The sequence below is a fragment of the Streptomyces hoynatensis genome, from assembly GCF_003626535.1.
Lineage (GTDB): Bacteria > Actinomycetota > Actinomycetes > Streptomycetales > Streptomycetaceae > Streptomyces > Streptomyces hoynatensis.
In genome coordinates this window covers 186,462-209,645 of sequence record NZ_RBAL01000009.1, presented here as the reverse complement: position 1 = coordinate 209,645, position 23,184 = coordinate 186,462, and the positions used below count along the sequence as shown (strand labels likewise).

The window sequence follows — 23,184 nt, the reverse complement described above, 5'->3', positions numbered from 1 at the left end:
AGCGGCATTGGCGGACCCTGGCAACGTGCCGGGTGTCACATGGACGCCCGGCTGACCGGCTGCGTCACGCTCAGTACATTGGCGTGAACCAGCGTTTACTCCTGAATCTCCCGAGGAGAGGCCCATGACCACGACAAATGCGGCCAGAACAGGTTCGGTGATCGTCGCAGGCGCTCGCACTCCGATGGGGCGGCTCCTAGGTTCCCTTAAGACCTTCACAAGCGTCGAGCTGGGCGGGATCGCGATCAAGGCCGCCCTGGAGCGGGCCGGGATCACCGGCGAGCAGGTCGAGTACGTGATCGTGGGCCAGGTCCTCCAGGCGGGTGCCGGGCAGATCCCGGCCAGGCAGGCCGCCGTGCGGGCGGGGATTCCCATGACGGTGCCCGCCCTCACGGTGAACAAGGTGTGCCTCTCCGGGCTCGACGCCATCGCGCTGGCCGACCAGCTGATCCGGGCGGGCGAGTTCGACGTGGTCGTGGCCGGCGGCCAGGAGTCGATGACCGGCGCGCCCCACCTGCTGCCCAAGTCCCGCAGCGGCTACAAGTACGGCGCCGTCCAGATGCTCGACGCGATGGCGCACGACGGCCTCACCGACCCCTTCGAGGGCATCGCGATGGGCGAGTCGACCGAGCGGCACAACGCCCGCCTCGGCATCACCCGCGCCGAGCAGGACGCGGTGGCCGCCGCCTCGCACCAGCGGGCCGCGGCGGCGCGCAAGAACGGGCTGTTCGACGAGGAGATCGTCCCGGTCTCCGTGCCGCAGCGGAAGGGCGAGCCGCTCGTCTTCTCGCAGGACGAGGGCATCAGGCCGGACACCACGGAGGAGTCCCTGGCGCGGCTGCGCCCGGCCTTCAGCGCGGACGGCACGATCACCGCGGGCAGCTCCTCGCAGATCTCCGACGGTGCGGCGGCCGTCGTGGTGATGTCCCGCGCGAAGGCCGAGGAGCTCGGCCTGTCCTGGCTGGCCGAGATCGGCCCGCACGGCAACGTCGCCGGGCCGGACAACTCCCTCCAGTCCCAGCCGGCCCGCGCGATCGCGCACGCGCTGGACAAGGCCGGGCTCACCGTGGCGGACCTGGACCTGATCGAGATCAACGAGGCGTTCGCCTCCGTCGTCGTCCAGTCAATGAAGGAACTCGGCGTTTCGCTCGAAAAGGTGAATGTGAACGGAGGTGCCATCGCGCTCGGCCACCCCATCGGCATGTCGGGGGCGCGGCTCGCGCTGCACCTGGCCCTGGAGCTGCGGCGGCGCGGCGGTGGCATCGGGGCGGCCGGCCTGTGCGGTGGCGGCGGGCAGGGCGACGCCCTGATCCTGCGCGTGCCGCGGTCCTGACCGGCCCCGGGGAAAGGACACGGCTTGGCGACGGTGGACGTTCCCGCGTTGGTCGCCCAGGCCAGGGCCGGACGCCCGCGGGCGGTGGCGAGGCTGATCTCCCTGGTGGAGAACGCCTCGCCGCTGCTGCGCGAGACGATGGCGGCCCTGGCCCCCCACACCGGGCACGCGTACGTGATCGGCCTGACGGGCCCGCCCGGGGTGGGCAAGTCCACGGCGACCTCGGCGCTGGTCGGCGCGTACCGCAGGGCGGGCAGGCGGGTCGGCGTGCTGGCGGTCGACCCCTCCTCGCCGTTCTCCGGCGGGGCGCTGCTCGGGGACCGGGTGCGGATGGCGGAGCACGCCGGGGACCCGGGCGTCTACATCCGCTCGATGGCCAGCCGGGGGCACCTGGGCGGCCTGGCCTGGGCGGCGCCGCAGGCGGTGCGGGTGCTCGACGCGGCCGGCTGCGACGTGGTGCTCGTGGAGACGGTGGGCGTGGGCCAGTCCGAGGTGGACGTCGCGGCGCAGGCCGACAGCACCGTCGTGCTGGTCGCGCCCGGCATGGGAGACGGCATCCAGGCGGCCAAGGCCGGAATCCTGGAGATCGGGGACGTCTTCGTGGTCAACAAGGCGGACCGGGAGGGCGCTTCGGACACGCTCCGCGAGCTGAACCACATGCTCGGCCTCGGCGCCCCCCGCTCCGCCGGGGACTGGCGGCCCGCGGTGGTCGGCGCGGTCGCGGTCCGCGGCGAGGGCATCGACGAGGTGGTCGAGGCGCTCGGCCGGCACCGGGCCTGGCTGGAGGAACGCGGCGAGCTTGCCGCGCGCCGCCTGCGCCGGGCCGCGCGCGAGGTGGAGACGATCGCCCTCACGGCCCTGCGCGGCCGGATCGCCGCGCTGCACGGCGACCGGCGCCTCACGGCGCTGGCCGGGGAGGTGGCCCGCGGCGGGCTCGACCCCTACGGCGCGGCGGACCGGCTGGTCGCGGCGGTCACGGGCGGCTGAGGCCCGCCGGGTTTCGGCCCCGGGCGGCGCGCGGCGCGGGGAAGGCCGTGCGGCCCGCCGTCCCGGGCCGGCGGCGGCGCGGTTCGCGGGCGGCGGTTAGCGGGCGGCGTCAACGGGCACCGGGCGCGGGCGTTGCCCCGGGCGGCGGGCGCCTCAGGCCGCCTGCGCGGCCAGCTCCTTGGCGTAGCACAGCGCGTGGCCCTCGGCCGCGTACCTGCCGAACGGCGGGGTGCGGAGGTACCCCGAGGTGTCGTAGAGGGCGATCGCCTCGGGCTGGAGCACCCCGGTGGCCAGGCGCACCCTGCGCAGGCCGAGCTCGTCGGCGGCCAGCCGCTCCAGCTCCTTCAGCAGCGACCTGGCCAGTCCGCGGCGGCGCGCCCACGGGGCGACGTACATGCGCTTGACCTCGCCGGTGCCGGGTTCCTCGGTCGGCTGCACCGCACCGCAGGCCGCCGGGCGCCCGTCGGCCACGGCGACGAGGTAACGGGCCCCCGGCCGCACCGGGGTCCTGTTGGGCCCGTACCTGGCGACCAGCTCCGCCATGGCCGCCTCCAGCAGGCCGGCCAGACCGGGGTCGTCCGGCGCACGTTCCTCTATAAACATGTCGTCGAGTGTATAGGTATGAGCGCTGCGGCGCGCGAGAGCCCCCGCGTTCGCCCCCGGCGAGGGGGCGGGAGGGGGCGCGGGCCGAAAGCGGAGGAAGGGCGGTGAGGGGCCGGGGGCGGCAGGGGCGGGGGAGGGGCCCCCGTCAGGGGCGGCCGCGGTGCGCGTGCAGGTGCTCGGCGACCGGGGCCAGGGAGCGGCGCAGCGCCGCGAGGTCCTCCGGCGCGAGCAGGTCGAGGAAGTGGCGGCGCACCGACTCGACGTGGTGCGGGGCCACCCGGCGCATGGTGTCCCAGCCGTGCTCGGTGAGGACGGCGAACAGGCCGCGCTTGTCGGAGTCGCAGTTCTCCCGGCGCACCAGGCCGGCCCGTTCCATGCGGGTGATCTGGTGGGACAGCCGGCTCTTGGACTGGAGCGTGGCGGCGGCCAGGTCGCTCATCCGCATCCGGTGGCCCTCCGACTCCGAGAGGTTCACCAGGATCTCGTAGTCGTTCATGGTCAGGCCGAACGGCTGCAGGTCCCGCTCCAGCTGGTTCATGAGCATCCGGGAGACCTCCAGATGGGTACGCCAGGCGCACTGCTCCGCCTCGGTCAGCCAACGGGTGCCGGTCTCGGTGTCCATGGGTGCACTGTAACCAACGCCACCGACCCGGCCCGGGCGCTCGCCTCGGGGGCTGCCACAATGGGAGTGCTTGTGCTTTCTTTCACATGTCGGGGGCACAGGCGGTATATCCCGATATCTCGATACCTCGCATACGTCCGGCGGCCCGCCCCCGCGGGCCGCCTGCGTCCCGTTCCTCCCACGGCTCACGAAAGCGGCTTTCCGATGGATCTCAAGACCGCAGGCGCCCTGCGCCGCCTCCGGCTGGTGTCCGCCCCCGAGGCGGTCTCCTTCCTCGTCCTGCTGGTGTGCTCGGTCCTCAAGCGGACCACCGACTTCGACGCGGTGCCCGTGATGGGCGCGGTGCACGGGCTGCTGTTCATCCTCTACGTGCTCTTCTGGGCCGACGCCTGGAACCGCGCCAAGTGGCCGCTGCGGAGCGCCGCCTGGTACCTGCTGATGTCCGTCCTGCCCACCGGCGGCTTCTTCGCCGAGCGGCGGCTGCGCCGGGCCCAGGACGACGCGGTCATCGCCGCCAGGGCGCGCCGCGAGGGCATCGTCAACGCCTGAGCCCCTCCCGCCCGTAACCCGCGCGGCCCGCTTCGGCTCGACACCGTCCGGAGCCCGGCATTGAGTTGGGGTATCGGTATTCCCGACGTGCCCGGCTGCATCCCGATATGCCGGGTTGTTTCCGGTGTGCGCGGCGCTCGCGATGCCCGCGACGTGCGCAATCCCCGCAGTCTCCGCTGATTCCCGCTGTGTTCGCCGCCCTCGGCGTTCCCGGCGCATGCGGTGCCCGCGGCGTTTGCGGCGTTGTGCGGCAGGCGCGGCGCAGCGCGGAACGTGTCGATGCGAGGAGGGAATTGTGCTGCTCCAGCGGACCCAGCACCTCGGCGACGGCGAGGAAGCGGAGGAAGCGGAGGAAGCGGAGCCCGGTGGCGAAGGCGGCCGCGAGGGCCGCGTGGCCCCCGGGGGCTACGACTACGCGGCCTACAGCTGCCTCGCCGGGCCCCTCGCCGAGCCGGAGCCCGGCTACCGCGTGCGGTACCGCAGCCTGCTCTCGCAGGAGCCGCACCGCCTGCGGGCGTTGCTGCTGATGCTGCTCGGCCCGCTGCTGTCCGCCGTCCTGATGCTGTGGCTGATATGGCCGAGCCACCGCGCCACCCGCGACCACGCGCCCGGCTGGCTGCTCGCCGCCGACGTGACGATGCTCGTCTGCATCGGGCTCGTCGAGCTGTTCCGGCTGGTCAACATCGTCTCCATGGCGCACGCCACCCTCGTCGCCAGGGACCCGGTCCCGGTGGTCCCCGAGCCGGGCACCAGGGTCGCCTTCCTCACCACCTTCGTGCCCGGCCGGGAGCCCCTGGCCACCGTCGAGGCCACCCTGCGGGCCGCCACCCGGCTGACCCACCCGGGGCCGCTCGACGTCTGGCTGCTCGACGAGGGCGACGATCCCGCGGCCCGCCGGCTGTGCGCCGAACTCGGCGTGCACCACTTCAGCCGCAAGGGGATCGCCCGCTGGAACCAGCCGAGCGGCCCGCACCGGGCGCGCACCAAGCACGGCAACTACAACGCCTGGCTGGCGGCGCACGGCGAGGAGTACGACTTCTTCGCCTCCGTCGACACCGACCACGCGCCGCTGCCCGACTTCCTCACCAGGATGCTCGGCTACTTCCGCGACCCCGACGTCGCCTTCGTGGTCGGCCCGCAGGTCTACGGCAACTACGAGGCCCCGGTCACCAAGGCGGCCGAGAGCCAGCAGTTCCTCTTCCACGCCCTGATCCAGCGGGCGGGCAACCGCTACGGCTCCCCGATGTTCGTCGGCACCAACAACGCCGTCCGCGTCCGCGCCGTCCTGGACATCGGCGGGCTGCGCGACTCGGTGACCGAGGACATGGCCACCGGCTTCGAACTGCACCGCAGGGTCAACCCGGCCACCGGCAACCGCTGGCGCTCGGTCTACACCCCCGACGTGCTCGCCGTCGGCGAGGGCCCCTCCACCTGGACCGACTTCTTCTCCCAGCAACTGCGCTGGTCCCGCGGCACCTACGAGACGATCCTGCGCCAGTACGGCCGCGGGCCCCGCGGCCACGCCCCCGGGCCGCTCCTCAACTACTCGCTGATGCTGGCCTTTTACCCCATGGCGGCCCTCACCTGGACCCTCGGGGCCCTCGGCTGCGCCCTCTACCTGCTGCTCGGCGCCTCGGGCACCCAGGTCTCCTCCTCCGTGTGGATGATGCTCTACAGCGACGTCGCCGCCCTCCAGATCGGCCTGTACGTCTGGAACCGCCGGCACAACGTCTCCCCGCACGAGCCCGCCGGCTCCTCGGGCGCCGCCGGCATGGTGATGTCCGCCCTCTCCGCGCCCCTGTACGCCAGGTCGCTGCTGGACGCGCTGCTGCGCCGGGGCAGCGGCTTCGTCGTCACCCCCAAGGGCGGGGCCGCCAGCCGGGACCGGCCCGCCACCTTCCGGCTGCACCTGTACTGGGCGGCGCTGCTCGGGGCCGCGCTCCTCGCCTCCCTGCCGCTCGGCCACACCCACGCGGCCATGCGCACCTGGGCGCTGCTCGCCCTCGCCGTCTGCCTCGGCCCGCCCGGCGTCTGGTCCCTCACCACCAGGCGCGCGGGCCTGCGGGGGGCGCCCGCCCGGACCCGCCGGAGAACCCACCCGCCCGCGCCCGCGGGCGAGACGGAACCGCACCCCGAGGCCAGGCCCGAGATGGCCGTGACGAGTGGGAGCCGACCATGACCTACCGCCCGGGCAACCGCCTGAAGAAGACCGTCCTCGGCACCGGCGCCGCCCTGCTGCTCGCCGGCCTGAACATGCCCGCCGCCCTGAGCTTCGCCACCGAGCGGCTGCACGAGTACCGCATCTCACGCCCCGCGTACCAGGCGCGCTACGGCTCCTGGGAACTGGTCGACGTGCCCGAGGAGTTCCGGGTCAACTCCATCCACGCCGCGCTCCTGCACACCGGGAAGGTGCTCCTGGTCGCCGGCTCGGGGAACGACCGGGAGCAGTTCGACGCGGGCACCTTCGCATCCGTGCTCTGGGACCCGGAGAAGAACACCTTCAAGAAGATCCCCACCCCCGAGGACCTCTTCTGCTCGGGCCACGCCGCCCTGCCCGACGGCAACCTCCTGGTGGCCGGCGGCACGGCGCGCTACGAGGTGCTCGGCGACGCCGTCACCCACGCGGGCGGCCCGATGCTGCTGAAGAACGAGGACCCCGACCGGGGGCGGACGTTCCCCGCGGGCACCACGCTGCGCGGCCCGGACGGGGACGCGTACCGCACCGAGTCCGCCGTCACCCTCCCGCCCGCGGGCAAGGAGGGGGCCGGCCGCAACGTGCGGATCACCGCGAGCGAGGCACGCGTCTTCGTCTCCGCCGTCGAGGAGGGGGAGGAGGGGGTGACCACCGAGCCGGCCCAGTACGAGATCGCCGGGCTGCGCGGCGCCGACGCCCGCAACCTCTACGGCCTGGCCGGCGCCCTCACCCTGGAGGACCAGGACTATCAGGGCATCAGGGCCGCCTACGAGTTCGACCCGGAGGCCGAGCGCTACGTCCAGGTCGACCCGATGGCCGAGGCCCGCTGGTACCCCACGCTCACCACGCTGCCCGACGGCCGGGTGCTGACCGTCTCCGGGCTCGACGACGTGGGCGAGGTGGTCCCCGGCATCACCGAGATCTACGACCCGGAGACCAGGACCTGGTCCAAGGGCCCCGAGCGCTACTTCCCCACCTACCCGGCGCTCTTCCTCACCCAGGGCGGCGAGCTGTTCTACACCGGGGCCAACGCGGGCTACGGGCCGGCCGACAAGGGCCGCGTCCCCGGCCTGTGGGACCTGGAGACCAACAGCTTCACCGAGATCGGCGGCCTCACCGACGCCGACCAGCTGGAGACCGCGGCCTCCCTGCTGCTGCCGCCCGCCCAGAGCCAGCGGTTCATGCTGCTCGGCGGCGGGGGCGTGGGGGAGTCGGAGAAGGCGACCGCGCGCACCGCGCTCATCGACCTCACCGAGGAGCGGCCCCGCTACCACGACGGGCCGCCGCTGCCCCAGGGCACCCGCTACCTGAGCAGCGTGATCATGCCGGACGACACCGTGTTCACCACCGGCGGCTCCCGGGACTACCGGGGCCGGGGCCGCAGCGACATCCTCAAGGCGCAGTTCTACGACCCGGCCGCGAACGCCTTCACCCCGGCCGCCGCCCCCACCGTCGGCCGCAACTACCACTCCGAGGCGCTGCTGCTCCCCGACGGGCGGGTGGCGACCTTCGGCTCCGACCCGCTGTTCGCCGACAAGGACAACACCCGCGCGGGCACCTTCGAGAAGCGCATCGAGGTCTACACCCCGCCCTACCTCTTCGACGGCCGCGAGCAGCGCCGCCCGGTCCTCGGCGAGGGCCCCGAGGAGGCCCGGCTCGGCGCCACCGTCCGCTTCGCCACCGGCGACGCCGACCGCATCGCCACGGCCAGGCTGATGCGGCCGAGCGCGGTCACCCACACCACGGACGTCGAACAGCGCTCGATCCGGCTCGACGTCAGGCGCGGGCACGGCGAGGTGGCCCTCACCCTCCCCGAGGACCCCTCGCTGGTCCCGCCCGGCTGGTACATGCTCTTCGTCACCGACCGGGAGGGCACCCCCTCCGAGGCGGCCTGGCTGCACATCCCCGCCTGACCGCGTCGCGCCCGGCCGCCCCCGGCCCCTGGCCCGCAGACCCCAGCCCCCGCCGCCCGCACCCGCCGGGCCGCGGGGGCCGGGCCGCGCGGCCGGGGGCTCAGGAGGCGCGCCCGGCGGCGGCCTCGGCCAGCGCGAGCCCGTACTCCGGCCACCAGGTGCCGGCGGGCGGCCCGCCGCGGCACTCGCCGTCGGACTCGCCCGGCCGCTTGATCCACAGGTAGGCGTCGATCAGCGGGTCGCCGGTGTGGGCGGTGGGCGGCTCGCCCAGGGCGCGGCCCGGCGGGTTGCACCAGGGCTCGTCCACGCCCTCCCAGGGGCCGTTGCCGTTGCGGCTGGTGTCCACGACGAAGTGCGCGCCGTCGAGCAGCGCGGACAGGCGGTGCCCGTACTCGGCGCTGTCCTGGAGGGTCTGGAAGTTGGAGACGTTGAGCGCGAAGCCGTCGGCCCGGGCGATGCCGGAGCGCCGCAGCGGGTCGGTCAGCAGGGCCGGGTCCTCGATCCAGCTCGGGTTGCCCGCGTCGAGGTAGACCCGGGTGTGCGGCTGCGCCTTCAGCCGCTCCACCGCCTCGGCCAGCGCCCGGTAGCGCTCGTCGACGTACATCGAGGCGGTGCAGCCGTCGGCCGTGTGCGGCACCGCGTCCGGCTCCAGGACCACCAGGGCGTGGGCCTCGCCGATGGCCTCCGCGAACGCCCCGATCCAGCGCCGGTAGGCCGCCGCGTCCCCGGCGCCGCCCTCCGAGTACTGGCCGCAGTCCCGGTGCGGGATGTTGTAGGCCACGAGCACCGCCGTGCTGCCGTCGGCCGCGGCGGCCGAGGTGATCCGCCGCACCTGCGCCGCCGGGTCGCGGTGGCCCGAGGGCCAGAAGGCGAGCGGGCGCTCGGAGATCAGCCGCAGCGTCCGCGCGTCCCCGGACCGGCCGGCCTCCTCCCAGCGGGCGACCTGGCGGGCGGCCGGGCTGTCCGGGTCCACCCAGAACCGCTCCTCGACGCCCGCGGCCGGCGCGGTGGCCGCCGAGGCGCCGTCGCCCGGCGCTCCCGCGGGCGAGTCCCCCGAGCAGCCGAGGAGGAGGGCGGCGAGCAGCGGGGAGCACAGGGCGGGGCGCAGCGGGGAACGGCGGCGGAAAAGGCTGATGAGGCGGCCGTACATGGCGTCATCGTGCCACGGCGGAGCGTGCCCGCCGGGTAACGGCGGGTGACAGCGGGTGGCGAGGGGCCGCGCGGGACGGCGGGCGAGCGGCCCTGGGCCCTTGGGGGGCGGCCCCCGGGTACCGGGTTCGGGAGACCGGTCGTATGACCAGCCGGTAGGGTCACTGTCGTGCCCAAGCCGCTCAGTCTCCCGTTCGACCCCATCGCCCGCGCCGACGAGTTGTGGAAGAAGCGCTGGGGAGCCGCGCCGGCCATGGCCGCGATCACCTCGATCATGCGCGCCCACCAGATCCTGCTCGCCCGGGTGGACGCGATCGTGCGGCCCTACGATCTCACCTTCGCCAGGTACGAGGCGCTGGTGCTGCTCACCTTCAGTCGTAAGGGTGAACTGTCGATGTCCAAGATCGGCGAGCGGCTGATGGTGCACCCCACCTCGGTGACCAACACCGTGGACCGGCTGGTGCGCTCGGGCCTGGTCACCAAGCGGCCGAACCCGAACGACGGCCGCGGCACCCTGGCCTCGATCACCGACAAGGGCCGGGAGGTGTGCGAGGCGGCCACGCGGGACCTGATGGACGCGGAGTTCGGCCTCGGCGCCTACGACGCGGCGGCCTGCGAGGAGATCTTCACGCTGCTGCGCCCGCTGCGGGTGGCCGCCCACGACTTCGACGGCGCCGCGGAGGCGGCGGGGCGCGGGGACGACGGCGGCGAGCAGGGCTACGGGGTCTGGGAGCCCGAGGGGCCCGGGGAAGATCGCCCCGAATGACCCGTTAGGCTCGGGCACATGAAGCGGAGTGTGCTCACCCGGTACCGGACCCTCGCCTACGTCACCGCGGTGATGCTGCTTGCCCTGTGCGGCTGCATCCTGGTGTACGGCTTCAACAGCGGCGAGACGGTGCCGCTCGTGGTGGCGCAGGTGCACGGCGTGCTGTACATCGTCTACCTGGTCTGCGCCTTCGACCTCGGGCAGAAGGCCCGCTGGCCCTTCGGCAAGCTGATCTGGGTGCTGCTCGCCGGGACCATCCCGACCGCGGCCTTCTTCGTCGAGCGCCGGATCACGGCCCAGGTCCTGCCCCTGGTCGCCGAGGAGGAGGCCGAGCCGGCCCAGGTCTGAACAGGCCTGAGCGGGTGCTCGGGTGCTGAGCAGGTCCAAGCGGATCTGCCGGGCCTCGCGCGGGCGCGCGGCACGGCGGGCGCCGCGGTTAGTAGGACGACCAACTATATCGCAGTAGATTGGCGTCATGGACGCTGACGCCATTTCCGCCGGCCGCCAACGATGGCAGGCCCGCTTCGACGCGGCCCGTACCCGGGACGCCGACTTCACCACGCTCTCCGGCGACCCCGTGGAGCCCGTGTACGGCCCGCGGCCCCATGACACCTACGAGGGCTTCGAGCGCATCGGATGGCCCGGGGAGTTCCCCTTCACCCGCGGCCTCCACCCCACCGGCTACCGCGGCAGGACCTGGACGATCCGCCAGTTCGCCGGCTTCGGCAACGCGGAGCAGACCAACCGGCGCTACCGGATGATCCTGGACGCGGGCGGCGGCGGGCTCTCCGTCGCCTTCGACATGCCCACGCTGATGGGCCGGGACTCCGACGACCCGCGCTCCCTGGGCGAGGTCGGCCACTGCGGGGTGGCGATCGACTCGGCCGCCGACATGGAGACCCTCTTCCGCGGCATCCCGCTGGGCGAGGTCACCACCTCCATGACGATCAGCGGCCCGGCGATCCCCGTCTTCTGCATGTACCTGGTCGCCGCCGAGCGGCAGGGCGCCGACCCGGCGGCGCTCAACGGCACGCTCCAGACCGACATCTTCAAGGAGTACATCGCGCAGAAGGAGTGGCTCTTCGAGCCGGGGCCCCACCTGCGGCTGATCGGCGACCTCATGGAGTACACCGCCCGCCGCATCCCCGCCTACAAGCCGCTGTCGGTGTCCGGCTACCACATCAGGGAGGCCGGGGCCACGGCCGCGCAGGAGCTGGCCTTCACCCTGGCCGACGGCTTCGGCTACGTGGAGCTCGGCCTCGCCAGGGGCCTGGACGTCAACACCTTCGCGCCCGGCCTGTCCTTCTTCTTCGACGCGCACATCGACTTCTTCGAGGAGATCGCCAAGTTCCGGGCGGCCCGCCGGATCTGGGCCCGCTGGATGCGCGACGTGTACGGGGCCACCGCGGAGCGCGCCCAGTGGCTGCGTTTCCACACCCAGACCGCGGGCGTCTCGCTCACCGCCCAGCAGCCGTACAACAACGTCGTGCGGACGGCGGTCGAGGCGCTGGCCGCCATCCTGGGCGGCACCAACTCCCTGCACACCAACGCCCTGGACGAGACCCTGGCGCTGCCGAGCGAGCAGGCCGCCGAGATCGCGCTGCGCACCCAGCAGGTGCTGATGGAGGAGACCGGCGTCACCTCCGTCGCCGACCCGCTGGGCGGGGCCTGGTACGTGGAGCAGCTCACCGACCGGATCGAGACCGAGGCGGAGAAGATCTTCGAGCAGATCAAGGAACGGGGCAGGCGCGCGGTCCCCGACGGGAAGCACCCCATCGGGCCGATCACCTCGGGGCTGCTGGCCGGCATCGAGGACGGGTGGTTCACCGGGCAGATCGCCGAGGCCGCCTTCCGCTACCAGCAGGCCCTGGAGAAGGGGGAGAAGCGTGTCGTCGGGGTCAACTGCCACACCGGCTCCGTCACCGGCGACCTGGAGATCCTGCGGGTGAGCCACGAGGTGGAGCGCGAGCAGGTCAAGGCGCTCGCCGCGCGCCGCGCGGCCCGGGACCAGGCGGCGGTGCACGGCGCGCTGGCCGCGCTGCGGGAGGCGGCCCGGGGGGAGGCCGGCCTGATCGAGCCGATGCTGGAGGCGGTGCGCGCGGAGGCCACGCTCGGCGAGATCTGCGGCCTGCTGCGCGAGGAGTGGGGCACCTACAGCGAGCCTCCCGGGTTCTGACCCGAGGGGGCGCGGCGGCGCGGCCCGCACCCCCCGCGGGCGGGCCCGCCGCCGGGGCGCGGGCCGCCGGGCGCGGGCGCGTACCCGAAGGGGGCGCGGAGGGGGGAGACTGGTGCCATGCAGCCACGCAACATGTCCATGAGCGGAGCCGTTGACCTCTCCGCGGTGAAGGCGGCCGCCGAGGCCAAGCAGAAGGCCGAGCAGGCCAGGGCACAGCGGGCGGCCCAGCCGGGCGGTGAGGCGGCTGCCGCGGCGCCGCTGGTGATCGACGTCGACGAGGCGGGCTTCGAGCAGCAGGTGCTCCAGCGCAGCACCGAGGTGCCCGTGGTCATCGACTTCTGGGCCGACTGGTGCCAGCCGTGCAAGCAGCTGAGCCCGATCCTGGAGCGCCTCGCCGAGGAGTACGCCGGCAAGTTCGTGCTCGCCAAGATCGACGTCGACGCCAACCAGATGCTCTTCCAGCAGTTCGGGGTGCAGGGCATCCCCGCGGTCTTCGCCGTGCTGGCCGGGCAGGCCCTGCCGCTGTTCCAGGGGGCGGCCCCCGAGCCCCAGGTGCGGCAGGTCCTCGACCAGCTGATCGCCGCGGCCGAGCAGCGGTTCGGCATCGTCGGCCAGCCGGTGGACCCGGCCGCTGCCGCCGCCGCGCGCGAGGCGGGCCCGCCCGCCCCGCCGGTCAACCCGGCGCTGGCCGCGGCGCACGCCGCGCTGGACGCCGGGGACCTCGGCGGCGCCATCCAGGCCTACGAGAACGTGCTGTCCGAGGAGCCGGGCGACGTGGAGGCCAAGCTCGGCCTGGCCCAGGCGAAGCTGCTCAGCCGCGTGCAGGGCGCGGACGCCGAGAGCGTCCGCAAGGCCGCGGCCGAGCGGCCGGGGGATGTGCAGGCCCAACTGGCCGTCGCCGACCTGGACTTGGTGGGCGGGCACGTCGAGGACGCCTTCGGCAGGCTGGTCGCCACGGTGCAGCGCACCGCGGGCGAGGACCGGGAGGCCGCCCGGCTGCGGCTGCTGGAGCTGTTCGAGGTCGTCGGCGCCGAGGACCCCAGGGTGAGCAGCGCGCGCTCGGCGCTGGCCCGCGTGCTTTTCTAGCCATTCGCCCCGGGGCACGCGCCGGCGCTCATCCGAGTGCTCCGCGGCTCATCCGCCCTACGGCGGCCGCGTTTTACCAAAACTTGGTAATCGCGGCCGCCATTACCGTCTGTAGTGGCGGTGCGAGGTTTCCTTGCGGTTACGTCCGTTTGGTGGCCGAGTGTGCCTTTCTGGTGGGTGCACATGGGGTGCGGCTCGCCGCGTATGCGGCATTGCGTTCTCACACGCGCATTACCCGTTAGTAACGAACCCCTTGTGCCGCAGCGTGAGATGCACCACGATCGGCCAAGCCGATGGAGCCACACGTCGGTCTCGGAACAGGGGGGTTCCCGCCACGGTGGGACCTGTTTCGCAGCGAGCCGCGTCCAATCAGCGGTCAGTGGCTTGTCGCCGGGGTGCAGCCCGGGGATACGCGCGTCTCCTCTCCGGCCCGGCGCGGCTGTACTGACCCAAGGGGCCTCGCAGGGGCTTGGAGATGTTCGTCCGAAAAGGAGGAAAGTCATGGAGTCACAGGCTCGCGGCGGCACCAGATGGCGGCGGTTCGGTCTGGTCATGGTGCCGAGCGTGGCCGCTACCGCCGCGATAGGTGTCGCCCTGGCCCAGGGTGCGCTGGCCGCGTCGCTCAGCATCTCTGGGCAGGAGTTCAAGGTGCACGTCGACCGCCTCGTGGGCGAGGGCTTCGCCCAGTACGGCACGGTCATCGCGCCTTCAGGGGAGGGCCACGTGGCGGCCGCGGTGTCCGCGTTCGACCACGCCGACCTGTACAACCTCTGCCAGAGCGTCGTCGTTCCCGTCCCGCTGTTCGGCGATGTCACGTTGGTGATCAATGCCGGCTCCGACGAGGAGAATCCGGCGGAGGCCGACAACCTGTTCATCGACGTGGCCCAGCTGGACGCCGACGCCACCTTCAGCAACGTCAACATCGGCGTGGACACCGCGGATGTGAGCGGCGGTGCGCCCAGCGACTGGTACCACGGCGCGCCGGGGACGTTCGCCCAGAACGCCGACAGCGTCGTGCTCACGGACGTCGAGCAGACGGCCTGGGCCACCACCGCCGGGACGTTCAAGCTCAGCGACCTGTCCCTGAGGCTGTACAACGGCGGCCACGAGTGCTTCTGACGGTCTGAAAGGGACCGAGCGCGGGGCGGGGGCGTGCCGGAGGGGCCGCGCCCCCGTCCCCGGGAGCCGTATCGTGCATCCCGCCACCACAACCGTGTCATCAGGGGAGTACGTGCCGTGAGCACCAACACCGAGGAACTGCCGAAGACGTCCTGGACCGCGCACCTCACCAGGGCACGGGCGGCCTTCCGGGCCTTCAGGTGGCGCAGGCCGTTCTGGGCGGGGCTGTTCGTGATGATCGCCGGACTGCCCATTCTTTACTTTCCGTACGCAAACCTGACGCTGGGGCAGCTCACGATCCGCATGGCCACCACCGGGGGGGCCGGCTCTCTGGTCATCGGCATCCTGCTGATCGTGCTCGGGCTCGCCACCTGGTTCCAGCCGCACGTGCGGATATTCGCCGGCGTCGCCGCCATCATGCTTTCGCTCGTCTCGCTGGTCGTCTCCAACTTCGGCGGCTTCCTGATCGGGTTCTTCTTCGGGCTCGTGGGCGGCGGGATGAGCATCGCGTGGGTCCCGGGGCAGGCCGCCCCGGCGCCGGCGCAGGACGCGGGGGCCCGGCCGGTGCCCGAGCCGAGCCCCGGCACCGGGAGCGCGCTGGCCTCCTTCGGGTCGGGGGCGCCCGAGCCCGAGAAAGACACGGGGAAGGTGAACGAACGTGCCGAGTGACGAGATAGCCACGGCGCGGGACGAGGGTGACGCGGGGGACGCGCGGCAACCCGTCCGCAGGAAGACGCTGTTGCGGCGCCTGCACATGCCGGTGGGCAAGGCCATCGCGCTGGCGGCGATGCCCTCGGCGGCCCTGATGGGCATGGGGTTCACGTCCCCGCTCGCCAAGGCGGACCCGCAGCCGGCCAACCCGTTCCAGGACGGCCCCTGCGTGGAGATCCCGGACGAGGGACTGCCCGAGGAGTACGCGGAGCTGTTCGAGACGGCCGAGGGCGTCGAGACGGACCCGGGCGCCGAAGACCCGGAGGACGACGCCGGTGACGGTGCGGATGCCGGGGACGCCGCGGAGGAGGGCGCGGGCGAGGCCGCGGAGGACGGCTCGGGGGACGAGGCGGACGCGGACGGGACGCGCGAGGCGGACCAGGGCGGGCGGCAGGGGGCGGCGGAGGACTCCCGTGAGCCCGCGGACGAGCGCGAGGAGGACGGCGGTTCCGCGGACTCCCCGGAGACGGACGAGAACCAGGGTGGCGCGGAGGACGGCGAGGAGGCGGAGACCGGGGAAGGCGAGGACGCGGAGTCCGGCTCGTCCGGCGGCCTGCTCGGCGGGCTGCTCGGCGGGGTGGGCGACACGCTCGGCGGGCTCGGGAACGCCGTCGGCGGCCTCCTGGACCCGAGCGGGCGGCAGGCCGGGGAGGAGACCGGCGAGCGGGACGCGGCGGGCCAGGACGAGGCCCCGGCCGGCGACGCCGGCCAGGACGGGCAGGAGGCCCGGGACGGCGCCGCGGAGGACGGGGAGTCCGGCGGCGCCGCGGACGAGCCGGAGGGCGAGGAGGCCGGCGACGAGGCGGAGGGCTCCGGGGACGCCGAAGGCGCCGGGGACGCCGGGGACGCCGGGGACGCCGAGGCGGACGACGGGACCGCGGAGGACGCGGCGGGCGACGAGGCCGGCGCCGCGGACGAGGAGGCGCAGGACCCGGCGGCCGGGGACCCCTTCGCGCCCGACGACCAGGGCAGGCTCCCCTACCCCTGCCCCCTGGAGCTGGAGGTCGCGGGCACCGGCGAGCAGACGCCCATGACCCTGCCGAACGACCCCTGGTACCTGCAGGCCAGCTCACTGCTGCTGCGGGGACTGCACTACCACGGCGTCGTCAACGTCGTCACCGCCGACGGCTCGGTGAAGCAGGTGCTCAAGTTCACCGCGGAGAAGGTGGACATCGGCGACCTGCACCAGATCGTCGACGCGGAGAACGGCGTGCGCTACCACGTCGCGACCGCGCCCGGCTCCAACTCGACGTTCAGGAACGGCACGGTGACCATGTACACCGAGCGGCTCCAGGGCAACCTCTTCGGCCTTATCCCGACCGTCTACGACCCCGCCCACCAGCCGCCGCTCGACCTGCCGCTCGCGTACTTCACCGACGTCTTCGTCGCGCAGGCCGGGCAGTTCGGCGGCGACCTGACGCTCCAGGGCATGAACATGTACACGACGGAGGACGGGCCGACGCAGATTCCCGACTGACGCGCGTTGAACGGGCGGTTCACCACGGCAAACCGGGGCGAACCGCCCTCGCGCGCCCGCCGCACGCGGCCCGTGCGACGCCGAAGGCCCGGCGGCGCACGGGCCGCGGCGCGTGCCGGGCCCGGCGCGCCGGGGGCGCGCCGCGGTGGCCTCAGACGCCGTGCTGCCGGCCGCCGAGGTGGTGGACGCGGACCATGTTCGTGGTGCCGGGGACCCCGGGCGGGGAGCCGGCGGTGATGATCATGGTGTCGCCCTGCTGGTAGCGGTTGAGCCGCGTCAGCTCCGCGTCGCAGAGCTCGACCATCTCGTCGGTGTGGTTGACGTGCGGCACCACGGTCGTCTCGACGCCCCAGCTCAGCGTGAGCTGGTTGCGGGTGGCGGGCTCCGAGGTGAAGGCCAGGATCGGCTGGGTGGCGCGGTAGCGGGACAGGCGCCTGGCGGTGTCCCCGGACTTGGTGAAGGCCACCAGCGCCTGGGCGCCGAGGAAGTCGGCCATCTCGCAGGCCGCCCTGGCGACGGAACCGCCCTGCGTGCGCGGCTTCTTGCCGGCGACCAGCGGCTGCAGGCCCCGGGAGAGCCACTCCTGCTCGGCGGCGACGACGATCTTCGACATCGTCTTGACCGTCTCCACCGGATACCGGCCGACCGAGGACTCCGCGGAGAGCATCACCGCGTCCGCCCCGTCCAGGATCGCGTTGGCCACGTCGGAGGCCTCGGCGCGGGTGGGCCGGGAGTTGGTGATCATGGACTCCATCATCTGGGTCGCCACGATCACCGGCTTGGCGTTGCGGCGGCACATCTCGATCAGCCGCTTCTGCACCATCGGGACCTTCTCCAGCGGGTACTCGACCGCCAGGTCGCCGCGGGCCACCATCACGCCGTCGAAGGCGAGGACGACCTCCTCCATGTTGTCGACCGCCTGCGGCTTCTCGACCTTGGCGATCACCGGGACCCGCCGGCCCACGCGGTCCATCACCCGGTGCACGTCGCGGACGTCGGCGGCGTCGCGCACGAAGGAGAGGGCCACCATGTCCACGCCGAGCCGCAGCGCGAACTCCAGGTCCTCGACGTCCTTCTCGGAGAGCGCCGGGACGTTGACCGCGACGCCCGGCAGGTTGATCCCCTTGTGGTCGGAGACCACGCCGCCCTCGATGACGATGGTCCGCACCCGCGGCCCGTCCACCTCGGTGACCTGGAGGGCGACGTTGCCGTCGTTGATGAGGATGGTCTCGCCCTTGGCCACGTCGCCCGGCAGGCCCTCGTAGGTGGTGCCGCAGATGGAGCGGTCGCCCGGGACGTCCTCGGTGGTGATGGTGAACTCGTCGCCGCGCTTGAGCTCCACGGGCCCGTTGGCGAAGGTCTGGAGCCGGATCTTGGGGCCCTGGAGGTCGGCGAGCACGCCGACGGCCTTCCCCGTCTCCTCGCTGGCCTTGCGGACGCGGTGGTACCGCTCCTCGTGCTCCTGGTGCGAGCCGTGGCTGAAGTTGAACCGGGCCACGTTCATGCCGGCGTCGATCATCGACTTCAGCATGTCGAAGGAGTCGACGGCGGGGCCCAAGGTGCAGACGATTTTGGAACGGCGCATGACAGCGATCCTATCGTTTTGTTCCGCGGCGGAATTATGCGGATTGCTCAGGGGACACCAGCGCGTAGGTCTGGGTGGCGATCTCCAGTTCCTCGTCCGTGGGCACCACGGCGACCGCGACCCGAGCGTACTCCGGCGAGATGAGCCGGGGCTCGCCCGAGCGGGCCGCGTTGCGCCCCGGGTCCACGGCGAGCCCGAGGACCTCCAGGCCCTCGATCGCCGCGGCCCGCACGGGGGCGGAGTTCTCCCCGACCCCGGCCGTGAACACCACCGCGTCCACCCGGCCCAGCACCGCGACGTAGGCGCCGAGGTACTTGCGCAGCCGGTGGATGTAGACGTCGAACGCCAGCCTGGCGGCCGCCTCGCCCCGCTCCGCCCGGTCGAGCACCTCGCGCATGTCGTTCGCCCCGCACAGGCCCAGCAGCCCGGAGCGCTTGTTCAGCAGGGTGTCGATCTCGTCCACCGTCAGCCCGCCCCGGCGCGCGAGATGGAAGACGACCGCGGGGTCGAGGTCGCCCGAGCGCGTGCCCATCACCAGGCCCTCCAGCGGGGTGAGGCCCATCGAGGTCTCCACGCACCTGCCGCCGGCCACCGCGGAGGCCGAGGCGCCGTTGCCCAGGTGCAGGACGATGACGTTGACCTCGGCCACCTCCCGGCCGAGCAGCGCGGCCGCCCGGCGCGACACGTAGGCGTGCGAGGTGCCGTGGAAGCCGTAGCGGCGGATCAGATGCGCGTCCGCGGTGGCGGCGTCGATCGCGTAACGGGCCGCGTGCTCGGGGATGGTGGCGTGGAAGGCCGTGTCGAAGACCGCGACCTGCGGCAGGCGCGGGTTGAGGGCCAGGGCGGTCCTGATGCCCGTCAGATTGGCGGGGTTGTGCAGCGGCGCAAGCGGCACCAGGCGCTCGATCTCCGCCAGCACCTCGTCGGTCACCAGCGTCGGCTCGGTGAACGACCGGCCGCCGTGCACCACCCGGTGCCCGACGCCGGCCAGCTCCGCCGAGCCGAGGCCGAGCCCGTCCGCGTCCAGCTCCTCCGCCACCAGGCGCAGGGCCTGCTCGTGGCCGGCGATCCGCTCCCGGCGCTCGCGGCGCCGGCCGCCGGCCGGGGTGTGGACCAGCCGCGGCGCCTCCTCGCCGATGCGCTCCACCAGGCCGGTGGCCAGGCGGCGGTGGCCCCTCATGTCGAGCAGCTGGTACTTCACGGAGGAGGAGCCGGAGTTGAGCACCAGCACCCGGGTCGCGCCGCTCACCGGCCCGCCTCCCGCCCCGCCGCGCCGGCGCCCGCCCCGCCCGCCGGGCCGCCCGGGTCGTCCGCGGGGGCCACGTCCTGGGCCTGCACGGCCGTGATCGCGACCGTGTTGACGATGTCCTGCACCAGGGCCCCGCGCGAGAGGTCGTTGACGGGCTTGCGCAGGCCCTGGAGCACCGGGCCGACGGCGACGGCGCCCGCCGAGCGCTGCACCGCCTTGTAGGTGTTGTTCCCGGTGTTCAGGTCCGGGAAGATCAGGACGGTCGCCTGCCCGGCCACGGCCGAGCCCGGCAGCTTCGTCGCCGCCACCGAGGGCTCGACCGCCGCGTCGTACTGGATCGGGCCCTCGACCCGCAGGTCGGGGCGGAGTTCGCGCACCAGCCCGGTGGCCTCGCGCACCTTGTCCACGTCGGCCCCGCTGCCCGAGGTGCCCGTCGAGTACGAGAGCATCGCCACCCGCGGCTCCACGCCGAACCTGGCCGCGGTGGCCGCGGACTGGATCGCGATGTCGGCCAGCTGCCCGGCGTCGGGGTCGGGGTTGACGGCGCAGTCGCCGTACACCAGGACCTTGTCCGCGAGGCACATGAAGAAGACCGAGGAGACGATGGCCGCGCCGGGGCGGGTCCTGATGACCTCGAAGGCGGGGCGGATGGTGGCGGCCGTGGAGTGCGCGGCGCCCGACACCATGCCGTCGGCGAGCCCCTCCTCGACCATCAGCGTGCCGAAGTAGGACACGTCGCCGACCACGTCAAAGGCCAGCTCCGGGGTGACGCCGCGGTGGGCGCGCAGCCGGGCGTACACCTCGGCGAAGCGCTCCCGCAGCGGTGAGGTGGCCGGGTCGACGACCCGCGCGGCGGCCGGCCCGCCGGGCTCCGCCCGCCTCCCGAACCCCGCCGCCCCCGGTTCCGCCGCGCCCTCGCGCGGTTCTTCCGGTTCTTCCGGCCCGAGCAGCCGCAGGCCCAGGCCCAGGTCGGCGACGCGCTTGCGGATCGCGTCCGGCTCGCCCAGCAGCGTCAGGTCGCACACGTTGCGCCGCAGCAGGATCTCCGCGGCCCGCAGCACCCGCTCCTCCGTGCCCTCGGGCAGCACGATCCGGCGCCGGTCGGCGCGCGCCCGTTCGATCAGCTCGTGCTCGAACATCATCGGGGTGACCCGGTCGCTGCGCACCACCGAGAGCCGCTCGGTGAGCGCCGCGGTGTCCACGTGCGTCTCGAACAGGCCCAGTGCCAGCTCCGCCTTCCGCGGCGCCGCCGCCGTCAGCCGCCCCTCCAGGCCGGAGACCGCGGTGGCGGTCGGGTAGGAGCCCTCGGGGACGGCGAGCAAGGGCGTGCCGGGCGCGAGCCGTTGGGCCAGCGCCATCGTCTGCGGGCCCGGCCGCTCGCCGAGGGTGAGCAGCAGCCCCGCGAGGGGCGGGGCGCCCGCCGAGTGGGCGGCGAGCGCGCCGACGACCAGGTCCTCGCGGTCGCCGGGGGTGATGACCATGCAGCCCTCGCGCAGCGCGGTCAGGAAGGTGGGCAGCATCGCGCCGCCGAACACGAAGTCGCGGATGTCCCTGGCCAGGCCGCTCGCGTCGCCGAGCAGGACCTCCGCGCCCAGCTCCTCGGCGACCTGCGCCACCGTCGGCGCGGCGAGCGCCGGGTCCTCGGGCAGCGCGTACACCGGCTCCGGCAGCTGGGCGCCCAGCTCGCGGACCGCGCGCAGGGTGTCGCCCTCCCGCACCCGGTTGGCGATCACGGCGATGACGTCGCAGCCGAGCGAGGTGAACGCGTGCCTGGCGTTGCGCACCTCGGCGACCACCGACTCCGCGCCCTGGCCGTGCCCGGCGACCACGGCGAGCACCCCGGCGCCGAACTCGTTGGCCAGCCGCGCGTTCAGCGCCAGTTCGGCGGGCAGTTGCGTGTCGGCGTAGTCGGTGCCGAGCACGAGCACCACCTCGAACGCGCGGGCCACCTCGTGGTAGCGGTCCAGGAGCGCGGTCACCAGCTCGTCGGTGCCGCGCTCGGCGAGCAGGGCCGCCGCCCGGTCGTATGCCATCCCCGTGGCCGCCGCCGCCGTCTGGGTGAGCCGGTAGCGGGAGCGCAGCAGCGCGAACACGCCGTCCTTGTCGTCCTCGCCGCCCTCGGGCTCGTGGGCGAGCGGGCGGAATACCCCCACCCGGTCCACCTGCCGGGTCAGCAGCTCCATGACCCCGAGCTCGATCACCTGCCGGCCGTCGCCCCGGCCGATGCCGGCCACGTACACACTGCGCGTCACAGTCCCGTTCCGTCCCGTCCCACCGATCGCAAGCCCGCCGTGGCACTGGCCGGGCAGTATGCCCCGGGGATCGGTGGGGAACGCGCGCCCGCGCGCACGTCCCGCCCGCCGGTCCTCCGGCGTACTTTTGACCGTACCCGCGGCAGCCCTTGGGGCGCGCGGCGGGTTCGTGAGCGCCGTTAGAGCGCGCCCCCGGACCGTGACAGAATTCCGAGCGGCCTCGAAGGCGCGGCCGACCAACCATAGCGAGCAGGAGAGCATGCCCCATGAGAATCGGAGTTCTCACCGCAGGCGGCGACTGTCCTGGTCTGAATGCTGTGATCCGCTCGGTCGTGCACCGGGCAGTGGTGGACCGCGCGGACCAGGTCATCGGATTCGAGGACGGCTTCAAGGGGCTCCTCGAAGGCCGCTACCGTGAGCTCGACATCAACGCGGTGAGCGGCATTCTCGCGCGCGGCGGCACGATTCTCGGCTCCAGCCGCCTGGAGCGGGCCCGGCTGCGCGAGGCGTGCGACAACGCGGAGGCGTTCCGCCGCAAGCTCAGCCTGGACGCGCTGATCCCCATCGGGGGTGAGGGCACCCTGACCGCGGCCCGGATGCTGGCCGACGCCGGCATCCCGGTGGTGGGCGTGCCCAAGACGATCGACAACGACATCTCGGCCACCGACCGCACCTTCGGCTTCGACACGGCCGTCGGCGTCGCCACCGAGGCCATCGACCGGCTGAAGACGACCGCCGAGTCGCACCAGCGGGTGATGGTGGTCGAGGTGATGGGGCGGCACGCGGGCTGGATCGCGCTGGAGGCCGGGATGGCGGGCGGCGCGCACGGGATCTGCATCCCGGAGCGGCCCTTCCAGGTGGACAGCCTGTGCAAGATGATCGAGGACCGGTTCACCCGCGGCAAGAAGTTCGCCGTGATCTGCGTGGCCGAGGGGGCCAGGCCCGCCGAGGGCTCGATGCCCTACGAGCGGGGCGAGATCGACGCCTACGGGCACGAGCGCTTCCGCGGGATCGGCACCCTGCTGGCCGGCGAGCTCGAACACCGCCTCGGCACCGAGGCCAGGCCGGTCATCCTCGGTCACATCCAGCGCGGCGGCACCCCCACCGCGTACGACCGGGTGCTGGCCACCCGCTTCGGCTGGCACGCGGTGGAGGCCGCGCACCGGGGCGAGTTCGGGATGATGACCGCCCTGCGCGGCACCGACATCGTGATGACGCCGCTGGCCAGCGCCACGATGGAGCTGAAGCGGGTCCCGCAGAACCGGATGGACGAGACGGAGGCCGTCTTCTAGGGGGCTTCCCCTCGGCGGCCGTGCGCCGCCCGGGCCGGGAACCCGCCGCGGGGCGGGGGCCGGGCCCGGGCGGCGCTTTTTTTGCCTGCCAGGCGCGCCGCGCTGCGGGCGCGCCGCGGCG

Annotated in this window: 18 protein-coding genes and 1 pseudogene; 13 read left to right on the top strand and 6 right to left on the bottom strand. The window is 73.6% G+C overall.

The genetic code is table 11. From position 1 onward, the window contains the following. Nucleotides 1-124 precede the first annotated feature (124 nt). Together D7294_RS17610 and meaB are read left to right on the top strand one after the other, a co-directional pair. Nucleotides 125-1,333, top strand: a complete 1,209-nt coding sequence (locus D7294_RS17610) for an acetyl-CoA C-acetyltransferase (protein ID WP_120680781.1) — start codon at nt 125-127, stop codon at nt 1,331-1,333. 33 nt (nt 1,334-1,366) lie between these two features. Continuing rightward, the gene (gene meaB / locus D7294_RS17605) at nt 1,367-2,320 is read left to right on the top strand and encodes a methylmalonyl Co-A mutase-associated GTPase MeaB (RefSeq protein ID WP_120680779.1); all 954 of its coding nucleotides are present in this window, start codon (nt 1,367-1,369) and stop codon (nt 2,318-2,320) included. 153 nt (nt 2,321-2,473) lie between these two features. On the opposite strand, the gene D7294_RS17600 is transcribed toward meaB, so the two are convergent. Together D7294_RS17600 and D7294_RS17595 are read right to left on the bottom strand one after the other, a co-directional pair. Next, the gene (locus D7294_RS17600) at nt 2,474-2,923 is read right to left on the bottom strand and encodes a GNAT family N-acetyltransferase (protein WP_120680777.1); all 450 of its coding nucleotides are present in this window, start codon (nt 2,921-2,923) and stop codon (nt 2,474-2,476) included. A gap of 145 nt (nt 2,924-3,068) precedes the next feature. Continuing rightward, entirely contained in the window at nt 3,069-3,545 is a 477-nt protein-coding gene (locus D7294_RS17595; RefSeq protein ID WP_120680775.1) for a MarR family winged helix-turn-helix transcriptional regulator, read from the bottom strand. Nucleotides 3,546-3,749: 204 nt separating this feature from the next. Between D7294_RS17595 and D7294_RS17590 the strand changes: the two genes are divergently transcribed. The 3 genes from D7294_RS17590 to glxA all read left to right on the top strand — a co-directional run bounded on the left by D7294_RS17590 (nt 3,750) and on the right by glxA (nt 8,201). Continuing rightward, on the top strand, nt 3,750-4,094 hold the full coding sequence (locus D7294_RS17590) for a DUF3817 domain-containing protein (RefSeq protein WP_120680773.1): 345 nt from the start codon (nt 3,750-3,752) through the stop codon (nt 4,092-4,094). A 391-nt stretch (nt 4,095-4,485) separates the two neighbouring features. Continuing rightward, the gene (locus D7294_RS17585; protein ID WP_241562445.1) at nt 4,486-6,273 is read left to right on the top strand and encodes a glycosyltransferase family 2 protein; all 1,788 of its coding nucleotides are present in this window, start codon (nt 4,486-4,488) and stop codon (nt 6,271-6,273) included. Next, nucleotides 6,270-8,201, top strand: coding sequence for a radical copper oxidase GlxA (gene glxA / locus D7294_RS17580; RefSeq protein ID WP_120680769.1), 1,932 nt, complete (start codon nt 6,270-6,272; stop codon nt 8,199-8,201). Before D7294_RS17585 ends, glxA begins: the two co-directional genes overlap by 4 nt. 100 nt (nt 8,202-8,301) lie before the next feature. On the opposite strand, the gene D7294_RS17575 is transcribed toward glxA, so the two are convergent. After that, a complete protein-coding gene (locus D7294_RS17575; protein ID WP_120680767.1) occupies nt 8,302-9,351 on the bottom strand; it encodes a glycoside hydrolase family 6 protein in 1,050 nt (349 codons plus the stop codon). 168 nt (nt 9,352-9,519) lie between these two features. Between D7294_RS17575 and D7294_RS17570 the strand changes: the two are divergent. The 7 genes and pseudogenes from D7294_RS17570 to D7294_RS17540 form a co-directional block, all read left to right on the top strand. Further along, a pseudogene (locus D7294_RS17570) lies at nt 9,520-10,020 on the top strand (MarR family winged helix-turn-helix transcriptional regulator); the annotation flags it as partial. Nucleotides 10,021-10,134: 114 nt separating this feature from the next. After that, a complete protein-coding gene (locus D7294_RS17565) occupies nt 10,135-10,464 on the top strand; it encodes a DUF3817 domain-containing protein (RefSeq protein WP_120680763.1) in 330 nt (109 codons plus the stop codon). A 127-nt stretch (nt 10,465-10,591) separates the two neighbouring features. After that, on the top strand, nt 10,592-12,292 hold the full coding sequence (locus D7294_RS17560) for a coenzyme B12-dependent isobutyryl-CoA mutase large subunit (RefSeq protein WP_120680761.1): 1,701 nt from the start codon (nt 10,592-10,594) through the stop codon (nt 12,290-12,292). Between the two features lie 117 nt (nt 12,293-12,409). Then, nucleotides 12,410-13,378, top strand: a complete 969-nt coding sequence (locus D7294_RS17555; protein ID WP_120680759.1) for a tetratricopeptide repeat protein — start codon at nt 12,410-12,412, stop codon at nt 13,376-13,378. A gap of 501 nt (nt 13,379-13,879) precedes the next feature. Continuing rightward, nucleotides 13,880-14,497 carry a DUF6230 family protein gene (locus tag D7294_RS17550; RefSeq protein WP_120680757.1) on the top strand — a complete coding sequence of 206 codons (618 nt, stop codon included), beginning with the start codon at nt 13,880-13,882 and terminating at the stop codon, nt 14,495-14,497. A gap of 117 nt (nt 14,498-14,614) precedes the next feature. Further along, nucleotides 14,615-15,166 carry a DUF6114 domain-containing protein gene (locus tag D7294_RS17545; protein WP_174248372.1) on the top strand — a complete coding sequence of 184 codons (552 nt, stop codon included), beginning with the start codon at nt 14,615-14,617 and terminating at the stop codon, nt 15,164-15,166. Continuing rightward, nucleotides 15,156-16,685 (top strand): hypothetical protein, encoded by a 1,530-nt coding sequence (locus tag D7294_RS17540; RefSeq protein WP_147450855.1) that lies wholly within the window; start codon nt 15,156-15,158, stop codon nt 16,683-16,685. The genes D7294_RS17545 and D7294_RS17540 overlap by 11 nt, the downstream gene beginning before the upstream one ends. Nucleotides 16,686-16,836: 151 nt before the next feature. Here the strand turns inward: D7294_RS17540 and pyk are convergent, their stop codons facing one another. Genes pyk through pta form a run of 3 tightly spaced genes read right to left on the bottom strand, consistent with a single transcriptional unit; the run spans nt 16,837 to nt 21,771 of the window. After that, nucleotides 16,837-18,270: a pyruvate kinase gene (pyk, locus tag D7294_RS17535; protein WP_120680753.1), complete on the bottom strand. Its 1,434-nt coding sequence runs from the start codon at nt 18,268-18,270 to the stop codon at nt 16,837-16,839. Nucleotides 18,271-18,304: 34 nt separating this feature from the next. Then, nucleotides 18,305-19,519, bottom strand: a complete 1,215-nt coding sequence (locus D7294_RS17530; protein WP_120680751.1) for an acetate kinase — start codon at nt 19,517-19,519, stop codon at nt 18,305-18,307. Continuing rightward, a complete protein-coding gene (pta, locus tag D7294_RS17525) occupies nt 19,516-21,771 on the bottom strand; it encodes a phosphate acetyltransferase (RefSeq protein ID WP_120680750.1) in 2,256 nt (751 codons plus the stop codon). Before pta ends, D7294_RS17530 begins: the two co-directional genes overlap by 4 nt. A 266-nt stretch (nt 21,772-22,037) precedes the next feature. Here pta and D7294_RS17520 point away from each other — a divergent pair, with 266 nt between their 5' ends. After that, nucleotides 22,038-23,063 (top strand): ATP-dependent 6-phosphofructokinase, encoded by a 1,026-nt coding sequence (locus D7294_RS17520; RefSeq protein WP_120680748.1) that lies wholly within the window; start codon nt 22,038-22,040, stop codon nt 23,061-23,063. Nucleotides 23,064-23,184: the final 121 nt, after the last annotated feature.